The following is a 12,325-nucleotide window of genomic DNA, read 5'->3' on the forward strand; positions in this document are numbered from 1 at the left end:
GGGGAGTGCGGGGCCGCAGCGGTTCGGCCGCGCCGCGTCAGATGCGTTCCACCTCGAGATCGCCGGCCTGATAGCTCGAACGCAGTCGCTTCTTGTCGAACTTGCCCACCGAGGTCTTGGGCACCTCGGTGATCCGCGCCCAGTTCTCCGGCAGCTGCCACTTCGCGATGCTGCCCGCCATGAAGTCCCGCAGCACCTGCGGAGTGGTGTCCGAACCCTCGCGGAGCACGACCGCGACGAGCGGGCGCTCGTCCCACTTCTCGTCGGGGACGCCGATCACGGCGGCCTCGAGGACATCGGGATGCCCCATGACGAGGTTCTCCAGGTCGACGGAGGAGATCCACTCGCCGCCGGACTTGATGATGTCCTTGGACCTGTCGGTGAGTGTCAGGTACCCATCGGGGGTGATCCGCCCGACGTCGCCCGTCTTCAACCATCCGTCGTCGAACTTGTCCGCGGAATCGACGCCGTAGTAGGCGCCCGCGATCCACGGCCCCCGCACCTCGAGCTCGCCCACCGACTCGCCGTCCTTGGGGACGACGGCGCCGTCGTCGTCGACCAGACGCGCCTCGACGGCGGCGGGGAACCGGCCCTGCGTGTACCGGTAGCGCCAGGCCTCGTCGCCCTCCGCGCCGGCCGGGGGGTTGGCCACGGAGCCGAGTGGGGACGTCTCGGTCATGCCCCACGCGTGGAGCACCCGGATGCCGTACTGCTCTTCGAACGCGTGCATCAACGACGGTGGCACTGCCGAGCCTCCGACGACGACCCACTCCATCGAGGAGACGTCGTCGTCGTGGTCCTCCAGGTGGTGCAGGAGCCCCTGCCAGATCGCCGGCACGGCCGCCGCGAAGTTGGGGCGGGCCTCGGCGATCATCCGCGCCAGGGGGGCCGGCTGGAGGAAACGGTCCGGCATGAGCAGCGACGCGCCGATCATGAACGCCGCGTACGGCATGCCCCACGACATGGCATGGAACTGCGGCACGATCGCGAGCGCGAGGTCGCCCTGCTTGAGGCCCATGCCGTCCGTCATGCAGACCGACATCGAGTGGAGCCAGATGGACCTGTGCGAATACGCGACGCCCTTGGGGTCCCCCGTGGTCCCGGACGTGTAGCACATGGCCGCCGCGGTGCGCTCGTCGAGCTCGGGCCAGTCGAACTCGTCCGCCTCCGCGGCGATGAGCTGCTCCCAGCTGTGCACCGTCATTCCGTCGGGGAGGTCGAACTCCGGCACGTGCGACCCGCTCACGACGATGTGGCGCACGGTCGTGAACTCCGGAATGCGCGGTGCCAGCAGTGGGACGAGGGTGGGATCGACCAGGATGACGTGGTCCTCGGCGTGGTTCACCACGTGCACCAGTTGGTCCGGGAACAAGCGGATGTTCAGGGTGTGCAGTACGGCGCCCATCGCGGGAATGCCCAGGTAGGCCTCGAGGTGTTCCTGGTTGTTCCACATGAAGGTGCCGACCCGCTGGTCGCCGGTGACGCCCAGGCCGCGGAGGGCGTGCGCCAGGCGGGCGCAGCGCCGGCCCACTTCGGCGTAACTCGCGCTGCGGGGCCCCTCGTCCGTCCAGGTGATCACCTGGGCCTCGCTGTGGACGGTGCTTCCGTAGCGCAACAGTTGCGCGATCGAAAGCGGGGCCTCCTGCATCGTGCTGAGCATCGGATCTCCTGCCTATGGTGGATCGCCCCCGCGGGACGTCGGTTGTGACCACGACCATATCGTCCGTCGGGCGGCTGCGGGAGAGTCGGAACGGGAACGCGACGCGCCGGGGGTGTTGTTGCAGGGGTGATCCGGCCGGGCTATCCTGGACGCTGTCCGCACGAAATGTGCTGATTCGCATGCTCCCCAACGCTGTGTCGCGGGGTTCATGCAGAACGGGTCGACGCCCAGTGGGCTGCTGATCCGGATGTCGTTCCGATGCTCCGTCTCGCCTGGACGATGATCTTCCTTCCGAGCGGTCGGCCGAGGGGCGGCACTGTCCGGCCGGTTCTTCTTTGAGGGCATGCTCCTGATTCCTCCAGGGCTTGCTCGGCGGCGGAACCCCGGTGGCGGACCAGGTCAGCCGATTGGCGTCTCCCGTGCACCACTGCATCGTGCATGCAGACGGCCAGTGCTCGGCGCGCAACGAACGCCGTGCAGGGAGCTGTTCGGCGTCGTGCTGTTTGACGGAGCGTCAGGGGCGCACCGCGCGGCCCGGCGCGGGGGCGGCGCTGCAGGTCCGGGCGTATGCGCCGGATCGGTGGCGCCTGGCTGACGTGCGGCGACCGAAGACTCATCACCATCGGCGCAGGCGGATTCCACCCGCCGATGGGTGCCAGCCCGTGAACATCGCGCAATGCGATCTACGGCCAGGCCCGGGAGCGATCCGCGCCCGGGTAAAGAAAGGACCTCCGTGACCGATACGGAACTCATCAACACCGCAGCCGCCGCGCAAGGCGGTGGCCGCGCGCGCGGCGGCGACAAGTCCGCGGTGTCGTCCATGCTTCTTCCCGAGCTGAAGGCGCTGGCCGTGCAGCTCGGGATCAAGGGCACGTCGGGCATGCGCAAGGGGCAGCTGCTCGCGGCGATCCAAGAGCACCAGTCCGGTGGCGGGGGCGCGAAGAGTGCCGCGCCGGCCGCCCGGCGGAAGGCGCCCGCGGCGGCGGAGGCGCCGGCCAAGGACGCCTCCGTCGCGGTGTCACCTGAGCCGAGCGCGCCCGCCCGGAAGGCGCCCGCTCCCGCGGATGCCGCAGAAGGCGGAACGGCGGGCGATGGCGCCCGGCAGAAGCGGGAGGCAGCGCCGGCGGACGTATCGCCGGCGTCACGCGAGGCGCACGGGGACCGGCGCGCCGGCGGTGCCGATCAGCGTCAGGGCGATCAGCGTCAGGCCGATCAGCAACAGGCCGATCAGCGTCAGGGCGACCGGCCCGATGCCGCCGGTGGCGGCAAGGCGGCCCGCGCGCGCGGCGGCGACGGGAACGGTCGCGGCGACGAAGACGGCAACCGCAGGGATCGTGGCGGGCAGTCGCGGCGCGGAAGCCGGGACAACCGCGGTGGCAACGACAACCGCGGTGGCAACGACAACCGCGGTGGTGACAAGAACGCTCACGCCAAGTCGTCCGATCACGGCGGCGAGAAAAGTACCGATGGCCAGGGCGGCAACTCCGGAGGCCAGGGCGGAAACTCCGGAAACCAGGGTGGCCGTGGCCGCGGTCAGGGCGACGGAGACGGGGGTGGCCGGCGCGGACGCCGATTCCGTGAGCGCAGGCGTGGCCGCGACCGTGGCGACCGTGGCGGCGACGTCGAGGTGCGTGACGACGATGTACTGCAGCCCGTGGCCGGGATCATCGACGTACTCGACAACTACGCGTTCGTGCGCACCTCCGGCTACCTTCCGGGGTCCAACGACGTGTACGTGTCGATGAACATGGTCCGCAAGAACGGGCTGCGCCGCGGCGACGCGATCACCGGGGCCGTCCGGGTGCCGCGGGACAACGACCACCAGAATCAGCGTCAGAAGTTCAATCCTCTGGTGCGGTTGGACACCGTCAACGGTGCCGACGTGGACACTGCCAAGGCGCGCTCGGAGTTCTCCAAACTGACGCCGCTCTACCCCAACCAGCGGTTGCGTCTCGAAACCGAGCCGAACCAGCTGACCACAAGGGTCATCGACCTGATCATGCCCATCGGCAAGGGGCAGCGGGCGCTCATCGTCAGTCCGCCCAAGGCGGGCAAGACGACCGTTCTGCAAAGCATCGCCAATGCGATCGCCACGAACAATCCCGAGTGCTACCTGATGGTGGTGCTCGTCGACGAGCGGCCGGAAGAAGTGACCGACATGCAACGGTCGGTGCGCGGCGAGGTCATCGCCTCGACCTTCGACCGTCCGCCGTCGGACCACACCTCGGTGGCGGAGCTCGCCATCGAACGGGCCAAGCGGTTGGTCGAGTCGGGCAAGGACGTCGTGGTGCTGCTGGATTCGATCACGAGGCTCGGTCGTGCCTACAACAACTCGTCCCCGGCGTCGGGCCGCATCCTTTCCGGCGGCGTCGATTCGACCGCGCTGTACCCGCCCAAACGGTTCCTGGGCGCGGCGCGCAACATCGAGCACGGGGGCTCTCTGACGATCATCGCCACGGCGATGGTCGAGACCGGTTCGCAGGGCGACACGGTCATCTTCGAGGAGTTCAAGGGCACCGGCAACGCGGAACTCAAGCTGGACCGGAAGATCGCGGAGCGCCGCGTGTTCCCGGCCGTCGACATCAACCCCTCGGGCACCCGCAGGGACGACCTGCTGCTGGCGCCGGAGGAGGCCGCCGTGGTGCATAAGCTGCGCCGGGTGATGTCCGGGCTCGATGCGCAGCAGGCCATCGACGTCCTGATGGAGCAGCTGAAGAAGACCAGGACGAACTACGAGTTCCTCATGCAGGTCTCCAAGACGGCACTCGGGGCCGCCCCCGAGTGAGCGTCCGGTACCCGATGCGGGTTCCGGGAACAAAACGCGCTCTGACATACTTGTACGGTTGTGTCCGGTACCGGTTCACGTCGTCGGCCTGACTGCCGGCGGCGACCCGGGACCACTACGAGAGGACCCCATGAAGACTGGCATCCACCCCGAGTACGTCGCGACCACCGTCGTGTGCGGCTGCGGGAACACGTTCGAGACCATGAGCACGAAGGAAGACGGGCGTATCAACGTCGAGGTCTGCTCCAAGTGCCACCCGTTCTACACCGGAAAGCAGAAGATCCTCGACACCGGCGGCCGTGTGGCCCGCTTCGAGGCGCGCTACGGCAAGCGCACCAAGGGCTCTTCCGCGAAGTAGCCGTGCCGCCGGCGCCCGTCCTGCAGCCAACGCAGGCCGGGCGCCGGCGTCGTTCCGGCACCGGCCGGTGACGGACCGTCGGGTCCGTCCGCACGGCAGACCCTTCAATCGAGGAGTGAGATGAGCGGGACGCGGCAGCCGTCGGCGATCGACGACATCCTTGCCGAGCATGCGGGTCTGCAACAGCAGATGTCCGATCCGGCGCTGCATGACGATCCGGCGGCGGCCCGCCGCGTGGGGAAGCGCTTCGCGCAACTCTCGCCGGTGATCGCGGTTCACGACCGGTTGGCGGCGGCCCGCGCGGATCTCGAGGCCGCGCGTGAACTGGCGGCGGAGGACGCGGCGTTCGCGCAGGAAGCCCAGGCGCTGGAGGCGCGTGTGGACGAGCTCGACGCCCAGTTGACGGACCTTCTCGCCCCCCGCGACCCCCACGACGGCGACGATGTCGTGCTCGAGGTCAAGAGCGGGGAGGGCGGCGAGGAGTCCGCACTGTTCGCGTCCGACCTGGCGCGGATGTACCTGCGCTATGCCGAGCACTGCGGCTGGAAGGTCGAGATCCTCGGCGCGTCCGTATCCGATCTGGGCGGGTACAAGGAGGCGACGTTGTCGATCAAGTCGCGTGGCGACGGCCCCGACGGCGTGTGGGCGAGGCTGAAATTCGAGGGCGGGGTCCACCGGGTGCAACGGGTGCCGGTGACGGAGTCGCAGGGCCGGGTGCACACATCCGCCGCCGGCGTGCTGGTGTACCCGGAACCGGAGGAGGTCGAGGACATCGCGATCGATGATGCGGACATCCGCGTCGACGTCTACCGATCCTCCGGCAAGGGCGGCCAGGGGGTGAACACCACCGACTCGGCGGTGCGCATCACGCATTTGCCCACCGGCATCGTGGTCACCTGTCAGAACGAGCGTTCGCAGCTGCAGAACAAGGCCCGTGCCCTGCAGGTGCTCGCGGCGCGGCTCAAGGCGGCGGCGGAGGAGGCCGCCGAGGCGGAGGCGGCGGAGGATCGGCACAGCCAGATCCGCACTGTCGACCGTTCCGAGCGCATCCGCACATACAACTTCCCGGAGAACCGGATCGCCGACCACCGCATCGGGTTCAAGGCCCACAACCTCGACGCCGTACTGGACGGCGAGCTCGGGCCGTTGCTCGATGCGCTGGAACAGGCCGACCGCGACGCACGGGTGCAGGCGGAATGACGAGGCCCGCGACGGCGGTGCGGCGATGACCCGCCGGCCGCTCCGGCTCGCGATCATCGACGCCGCAGCGGAACTGGCGTCCGCCGGCGTCCCGGATCCCCGGATCGACGCGGAGATCCTCGCGGCCCATGTCGCGAGGGTCGAACGGTCACGGCTCGGTCTTGTGCCGCTGGTCGACGAGGACGTGCTCGTCCGCTACCGCGAGCTGGTCGCTCTGCGAGCGACACGGGTGCCGCTGCAGCACATTCTGGGCAGCGCCCCCCTCGGCCCGATCGACGTCGCCGTGGGGCCCGGTGTCTTCACCCCCCGGTTCGAGACCGAGCTGCTGTTCGCCTGGGCGGTCGCGGGCCTGCGCCGGTGGGACGAGGCCCGTGAATGCAGCACCGATTCCGCGCGGCGGCCGGGTCCGGAGCGCGCCGGCCCCGTCGTGCTCGATCTGTGCACCGGATCGGGTGCGCTGGCCCTGGCGATCGCGCATGAAAGGCCCGACGCCGAGGTGCACGCCGTGGAACTCGACACCGCCGCGCTCGCGTGGGCCCGCCGGAATGCCGACGCGCGCGCCCGGGCGGGCGACACGCCCATCCACCTGCACCAGGGCGATGTCACCGACCGGGACCTGCTCGCGCGGCTCGAGGGGGGCGTCGACGTGATCGTGGCGAATCCGCCCTACGTGCCGGAGTCGACGCCGGTCGAGGTGGAGGTGCGGGATCATGATCCCGTCCGGGCCGTATTCGCCGGCCCGGACGGCCTGGACGTGATCCGGCCGATGGTCGCCAATATCGCCAGGTGGCTGCGGATCGACGGCATCGTGGGCGTCGAACACGACGCGACCAACGGCGACGCGACGGCCGGGCTGTTCCGTGCTCGGAGGGTCTTCGACGACGTCTCACAGGAGGCGGACCTCGTCGGCAGGCCGCGGTTCGTGGTGGCGAGGCGTGCGGCGACCGCAGCCGAGGCGCAGTGGTGGCGGTGAACCCGGCGCCGGGCGGAGCGCGCACCACCGTGATTCGGACAGATGATTGGATGAGGATGTGAACACTGTTTTCGACTGTGCGGATCCAGCCTCGCGGGCGGCCGGGATCGATGCCGCCGCATCGGCATTGCGCTCCGGGCGGCTGGTGGTGATGCCGACGGACACCGTGTACGGACTCGGGTGCGACGCTTTCGACGGCGATGCGGTGTCGGCTCTCCTGCGAGCGAAGGGCCGCGGGCGCGACATGCCCGTGCCTGTGCTGGTGGGCTCGTGGTCGACCATCGACGGTCTCGTCTACAGCGTCTCCGACCAGGCGCGGAGCCTGATCCGGGCGTTCTGGCCGGGCGGTCTGAGCCTGGTGGTGCGGCAGGCCCCGTCGCTCGGCTGGGACCTGGGCGACGCGCATGGCACCGTGATGCTGCGCATGCCGCTGCACCCCGTGGCCGTCGAACTGCTGCGCACGGTGGGCCCGATGGCCGTGTCCAGCGCCAATATCTCGGGGCGTCCGCCGAGCACGACGATGGCCGACGCCAAGGCGCAGCTCGGCTCCGCTGTGGAGGTCTTCCTCGACGGGGGCCGTTGCGAGCACGGCGTGCCGTCGACGATCGTCGACGTCAGCGGCACCGCACCGCGCATCCTGCGTGAGGGGGCGGTGACCGCGCAATCGGTGGCGGACGTCGTCGGCGTCTCCGTCGAGGACCTGCGGTCCTGAGGGCGGGGCGGACGCCATCAGCGGGGCAATCGTCGACGGCGCAGCGATGTCCGCTGTGCCGGGGTCGCCGGGCACGGCCGTGAGCGTGGTCGCTCAGGCCGCCGGCGGTTTGGGCGTGCCGGTGCGCGAGCTGGGCCTGCTGGTATTGGCGAGTGCGGTGATCACGTTCCTGGTGACAGGCGTGGTCCGAGTGCTCGCGATCCGGTTCGGCGCGATGGCGATCCCGCGGCAACGCGACGTGCACGCGACGCCCGTCCCGCGGCTCGGCGGCGTCGGCATGTATCTCGGCATAGTCATCTCGTTCGGGCTGGCCAGTCAGCTGCCCGCACTCACCCGGGGGTTCGAGTTCGGCACCGATGTCGTCGCCGTCATGGTCGCGGGGGCGGTCATCGTCATCGTCGGCGCCATCGACGACACCTGGGGGCTCGACGCGCTCACCAAATTCGTCGGGCAGGTCACGGCCGCGGGAGTCATGGTCGTTTTCGGCCTGACCTGGTTTCTGCTGTTCCTCCCGTGGGGCGGGGGAGTGACGGTGGTCCTCGACCAGCTCCAGGCCGGCACGCTCACCGTCCTCGTCACGGTGGTCATGATCAACGCGGTCAACTTCATCGACGGGCTCGACGGTCTTGCCGCGGGCGTGGGCCTGATCGCCGCTGCCGCGGTGTGCCTGTTCTCTGTGAGCCTCCTGCGCGACCAGGGCGGAGACGTCAGCGCGTATCCGCCCGCGATGATCGCAGCCGCGCTGGGCGGGGCGTGCCTGGGGTTCCTGCCGCACAATTTCCATCGCGCGCGGATCTTCATGGGCGACTCCGGTTCGATGCTCATCGGCCTCATGCTGGCCGCCGCGTCGACGAGCGCGTCCGGGCGCATCGGTCTGGCCGCATATGGGACCAAAGACCTGCTCGCCCTGCTTTCGCCCGTGCTCGTGGTGGGGGCGATCATGTTCATCCCGTTCCTCGACCTACTGCTGGCGGTGGTCCGTCGTACCCGGGCGGGGCGCAGCCCCTTCAGCCCGGACAAGATGCACCTGCACCACCGGCTGCTGCAGATCGGGCATTCACACCGCCGGGTGGTGCTCCTGCTCTACCTGTGGACCGTGTCGCTGGCGTTCCTGGCGGTGGGGCCGGCGTTGCTGGGGATCGCCGTGGTGATCCCCATCGCCGCCGGGCTGTTCCTGGTGGCGATCGCGGCGACCGTGGTTCCGCGGTTGCGGTCGTGACGCATCGGCCGCACACCGGCGACGACGCGGTGGCGCGCTCAGGCTATGCTCACTGCCTGTGAACCACCCAGGCGCGCAAGACTCCAATCAATTCGCACCGTTGCTGGCGGCGATCCGCTACGGTGCGGTCGGCCTGGCGGCGGTCACCGTCGTCAGCCTCGTGGTGTGGGGACTGGTCGCGGGCGTGCCGGGCGTATGGGGAGCGCTCGTCGGGGCCGCCGTGGGCGGGGCCTTCATCCTCGCGACCATCATCATCATGTATGCCACCAGGAACGTGGCCCCGACGACGACGGGCGCCATCCTGCTGGGCAGCTGGCTGCTCAAGATCATCATCGCCATCGCCGTGATGGTCGTCGTCCGGCGCATGGACTTCTACGACAAGCCGGCGCTGGTGGTCACGATCATCGCCGTCCTCGTGGTGATGCTCGCCGCGGAGTCGACTGCCATCGCGCGCACCAACGCGACGTACGTGACGCCGGAGCCGTCCGTCGGCGACGCGGACGAGGGTGCCTCCGCCACGGCGGCCCGGGACGGGGACGGCACCGAGGAGGAGGGGAGCGGGGGACCCGCGAAGCGCTGAACGCGTGGGCGGATTGCCCGCCGTACTACGGCATGTAGTATATTCACGGAGGGCGACCCCCGCGGGCATGCGGCGGCCGGGATTGATAGGCTGCAGCCCGGCAGGCCTGCGAAGCGGCCCCGAAAGGTGTCCGTGGTCACGCACCGAGACCACGCGTCAGTGCGGGCTGCGGCAGGCCGGGCGGAGTGCCGGTCGGCGGCCGATAGACCAGCGTCAGATCAATATTCGGATCAGATTCACACTGTGGCTTCATCGACGGACCGAGAACGGGAGAGACCGCGAGCGCAATGAGCTTCTTTGACTACGGAGAATTCCATCCGCCGGAGCTGCAGGAAGAGTTCTTCCCCGGGCCACTGTTGTTCGGTGACACCCCGTTCGAGATCGACAGGCTGATCATGGTGCGGCTGATCATGACGGCCGCGCTGCTCCTGTTCTTCTATCTGGGATTGCGGCGCGCCCGCATCGTCCCGCGCGGATTGCAGAACGTCGTCGAGTACCTGATGGACTTCGTCCGGATCTACGTGGGCGAGGAGATCCTCGGCAAGGAACAGGCCAAGCGGTTCATGCCGCTGCTGATGACCATCTTCTTCATGGTCCTGGCGCTGAACCTCTCGTCGATCATACCGTTCCTCAACATCTCCTCGAACGGTCTGATCGGACCACCGCTCGTCCTGGCCGTGGTCGCCTACATCGCGTTCAACTACGCCGGCATCAAGAAGTACGGGTTCTTCCGGTTCTTCAAGTCGACGGTCGTCATCCCCAATGTGCCGTGGCCTCTGCTGATCCTCCTCGTGCCGATCGAGTTCGTCTCGACCTTCATCCTCCGGCCGTTCACGCTGACGATCCGTCTCATGGCCAACATGCTCTCCGGGCACATCCTGCTCGTGCTGTTCTTCGGCGCGACCCAGTTCTTCTTCTTCGGCGAGGCCATGGGCTGGATGCGCCCGTTCGGCATCGCATCGCTGCTGGTGGGCTTCGCGTTCACGGGCTTCGAACTGCTGGTGATCGTCCTGCAGGCGTACATCTTCGTGCTGCTGACGGCCGTGTACATCGACCTCGCCCTGCATGCCGAAGAGCATTGACCGGGGACATCACCGAACTTCCGGACCGACCGACAACCCACAGACCGACTCGGCGACCACACACCGGCGCTGAGCCACACGAAAAAGGAATGGATTGACAATGAGCGTTGCGCAGCAGGCTGTCGAGTTCCTGGCGGCTGATGAAATGAAGTTCAAGGGCCTCGGCGCAGTCGGCTACGGCCTGGCGGCCATCGGCCCGGGCGTCGGCATCGGCATCGTCGTCGGCAAGGCCATCGAAGGCATGGCCCGGCAGCCGGAGATGTCCGGCCAGATCCGCACCACGATGTTCCTCGGCATCGCCTTCACCGAGGCGCTGGCGCTCATCGGCATCGTCACCGGCTTCATCTTCTAGATCATGCTGAGCACCCATCTGGCCGTTCTTGCGGCCGAGGAATCGGACCACAACCCGATCTTCCCGACGGCGTACGACATCGTCTGGTCGATCGTGGTTCTCATCATCATCGGCTTTTTCTTCTGGAAGTTCGCGCTTCCCGCCTACCGCAAGGTGATGGACGAGCGTTCCGAGAAGATCGAGGGCGGCATCGCCCGCGCCGAGGAAGCGCAGGCCAAGGCGCAGTCAGCGCTGGAGCAGTACACCGCCCAGCTCTCCGAGGCGCGCGTCGAGGCGGCCCGCATCCGTGAGGACGCGCAGGATCAGGGCAAGCAGATCATCGCGGAGATGAAGACCAAGGCCCAGGAGGAGAGCGACCGTATCGTCGCCGCCGGCAGCAGCCAGCTCGCCGCGCAGCGTCAGCAGATCGTCGCCGAGCTGCGTGGGGATCTCGGACGCACCGCCGTGGATCTTTCCGAGAAGATCATCGGTGAATCGCTGTCCGACGACGTCAAGCGTGCCAGCACCATCGACCGGTTCCTCAGCGAGCTGGATTCCGTCGATGCGGGGGCCGCGGACAAGGTGGGCCGGTGACGGAGATGTACGCGGCAAGCCGTGAGGCCCTGGGAGCCGCACGGGCATCGCTGCAGGCCGAGCTGTCCGCTACGACGGACGGGACGGGGGCCGGGACGATCGGCGGCGACCTGTTCGTGGTGGTCGACGTGCTGACCTCCGAGCGGAGCCTGCGCGGTCTGCTGTCCGATCCGTCCGCGGAGCAGTCCGCCCGCGAACGTCTCGCCGACACCGTGTTCAGCGAGAAGATCGGCGAGGGCGCGCAGAAGGTGCTGCGCAGCGCCGTCGGCCAGCAGTGGTCGTCCGCCCGCGACCTGGTCGACTCGGTCGAGCTGCTCGGGCGCGAGGCGTACCTGGTCTCAGCGGATCAGCAGGGCCGGCTTGCACTGGTCGAGGACGAGCTCTTCCGGCTCGGGCGGATCGTCGCGGGCAACCCGGAACTGGAGATCGCGTTGACGGACCGCACAGCGGACCCCGAACGCAAACGGCAGCTGATCTCCCGCCTGCTCTACGGCAAGGTCACGCCGGTGACCGAGGCGCTGGCGACGCAGGGCGTCGGCCGACTGAGCGGCCCGCCGGCGGCGCTGTTCGACACCCTGTCGAACATGGCGGCGGAACGCCGCGACCAGGCGGTCGCGCATGTCCGCAGCGCCACCCCCATGACGGAGTTGCAGCAGCAGAAGCTGGTGGACTCCCTGTCGCGCTTGTACAACCGGCGCGTCACGGTCCACGTGGAGGTAGAGCCCGCTCTGCTGTCGGGCGTGGTCGTCCGCGTCGGTGACGAGGTCATCGATGGCAGCGGCGCGGGCAGGCTGGCGGCCGTCCGCAAGTCCATCGGCTGAGCGCGGCGGC

General features: G+C 68.8%; 12 protein-coding genes. 11 read left to right on the forward strand and 1 reads right to left on the reverse strand.

The window, feature by feature from the left end:
- Window positions 1–37: 37 nt before the first annotated feature.
- Complete coding sequence (locus H4F70_RS09320) at window positions 38–1,660, reverse strand: long-chain fatty acid--CoA ligase (RefSeq protein WP_182359934.1); 1,623 nt, start codon at window positions 1,658–1,660, stop codon at window positions 38–40.
- 733 nt (window positions 1,661–2,393) lie between these two features.
- Between H4F70_RS09320 and rho the strand changes: the two genes are divergently transcribed.
- The 11 genes from rho (at window position 2,394) to H4F70_RS09375 (ending at window position 12,315) form a co-directional block, all read left to right on the forward strand.
- Window positions 2,394–4,445 (forward strand): transcription termination factor Rho, encoded by a 2,052-nt coding sequence (rho, locus tag H4F70_RS09325; RefSeq protein WP_372497580.1) that lies wholly within the window; start codon window positions 2,394–2,396, stop codon window positions 4,443–4,445.
- A gap of 130 nt (window positions 4,446–4,575) precedes the next feature.
- Entirely contained in the window at window positions 4,576–4,803 is a 228-nt protein-coding gene (gene rpmE, locus H4F70_RS09330; RefSeq protein WP_143907827.1) for a 50S ribosomal protein L31, read from the forward strand.
- Window positions 4,804–4,923: 120 nt separating this feature from the next.
- Complete coding sequence (gene prfA / locus H4F70_RS09335) at window positions 4,924–6,003, forward strand: peptide chain release factor 1 (protein ID WP_182359936.1); 1,080 nt, start codon at window positions 4,924–4,926, stop codon at window positions 6,001–6,003.
- A gap of 25 nt (window positions 6,004–6,028) precedes the next feature.
- Window positions 6,029–6,976, forward strand: coding sequence for a peptide chain release factor N(5)-glutamine methyltransferase (prmC, locus tag H4F70_RS09340; protein ID WP_182359937.1), 948 nt, complete (start codon window positions 6,029–6,031; stop codon window positions 6,974–6,976).
- A gap of 58 nt (window positions 6,977–7,034) precedes the next feature.
- Window positions 7,035–7,688, forward strand: coding sequence for an L-threonylcarbamoyladenylate synthase (locus tag H4F70_RS09345; protein WP_182348102.1), 654 nt, complete (start codon window positions 7,035–7,037; stop codon window positions 7,686–7,688).
- 46 nt (window positions 7,689–7,734) lie between these two features.
- Window positions 7,735–8,907, forward strand: coding sequence for a glycosyltransferase family 4 protein (locus tag H4F70_RS09350; protein WP_182359938.1), 1,173 nt, complete (start codon window positions 7,735–7,737; stop codon window positions 8,905–8,907).
- Between the two features lie 58 nt (window positions 8,908–8,965).
- On the forward strand, window positions 8,966–9,487 hold the full coding sequence (locus H4F70_RS09355; RefSeq protein WP_182359939.1) for a Cg1360 family ATP-synthase-associated protein: 522 nt from the start codon (window positions 8,966–8,968) through the stop codon (window positions 9,485–9,487).
- A gap of 287 nt (window positions 9,488–9,774) precedes the next feature.
- A complete protein-coding gene (gene atpB, locus H4F70_RS09360) occupies window positions 9,775–10,569 on the forward strand; it encodes a F0F1 ATP synthase subunit A (protein WP_182359940.1) in 795 nt (264 codons plus the stop codon).
- 100 nt (window positions 10,570–10,669) lie between these two features.
- The gene (locus tag H4F70_RS09365) at window positions 10,670–10,921 is read left to right on the forward strand and encodes an ATP synthase F0 subunit C (RefSeq protein ID WP_276520827.1); all 252 of its coding nucleotides are present in this window, start codon (window positions 10,670–10,672) and stop codon (window positions 10,919–10,921) included.
- Window positions 10,922–10,927: 6 nt separating this feature from the next.
- Window positions 10,928–11,494, forward strand: a complete 567-nt coding sequence (locus H4F70_RS09370) for a F0F1 ATP synthase subunit B (RefSeq protein ID WP_182360298.1) — start codon at window positions 10,928–10,930, stop codon at window positions 11,492–11,494.
- A 5-nt stretch (window positions 11,495–11,499) separates the two neighbouring features.
- Window positions 11,500–12,315 carry a F0F1 ATP synthase subunit delta gene (locus tag H4F70_RS09375; RefSeq protein ID WP_182360299.1) on the forward strand — a complete coding sequence of 272 codons (816 nt, stop codon included), beginning with the start codon at window positions 11,500–11,502 and terminating at the stop codon, window positions 12,313–12,315.
- Window positions 12,316–12,325 lie beyond the last annotated feature (10 nt).

This window comes from Tomitella gaofuii (genome assembly GCF_014126825.1).
Lineage (GTDB): Bacteria > Actinomycetota > Actinomycetes > Mycobacteriales > Mycobacteriaceae > Tomitella > Tomitella gaofuii.

Excerpts from the sequence above, each read along its gene's own strand:
- prmC (WP_182359937.1), top strand. The coding sequence starts at position 6,029 with ATGACCCGCCGGCCGCTCCGGCTCGCGATCATCGACGCCGCAGCGGAA.
- H4F70_RS09350 (WP_182359938.1), top strand. The coding sequence starts at position 7,735 with ATGTCCGCTGTGCCGGGGTCGCCGGGCACGGCCGTGAGCGTGGTCGCT.
- rpmE (WP_143907827.1), top strand. The coding sequence starts at position 4,576 with ATGAAGACTGGCATCCACCCCGAGTACGTCGCGACCACCGTCGTGTGC.
- prfA (WP_182359936.1), top strand. The coding sequence starts at position 4,924 with ATGAGCGGGACGCGGCAGCCGTCGGCGATCGACGACATCCTTGCCGAG.
- atpB (WP_182359940.1), top strand. The coding sequence starts at position 9,775 with ATGAGCTTCTTTGACTACGGAGAATTCCATCCGCCGGAGCTGCAGGAA.
- H4F70_RS09375 (WP_182360299.1), top strand. The coding sequence starts at position 11,500 with ATGTACGCGGCAAGCCGTGAGGCCCTGGGAGCCGCACGGGCATCGCTG.
- H4F70_RS09365 (WP_276520827.1), top strand. The coding sequence starts at position 10,670 with ATGAGCGTTGCGCAGCAGGCTGTCGAGTTCCTGGCGGCTGATGAAATG.
- H4F70_RS09320 (WP_182359934.1), bottom strand. The coding sequence starts at position 1,660 with ATGCTCAGCACGATGCAGGAGGCCCCGCTTTCGATCGCGCAACTGTTG.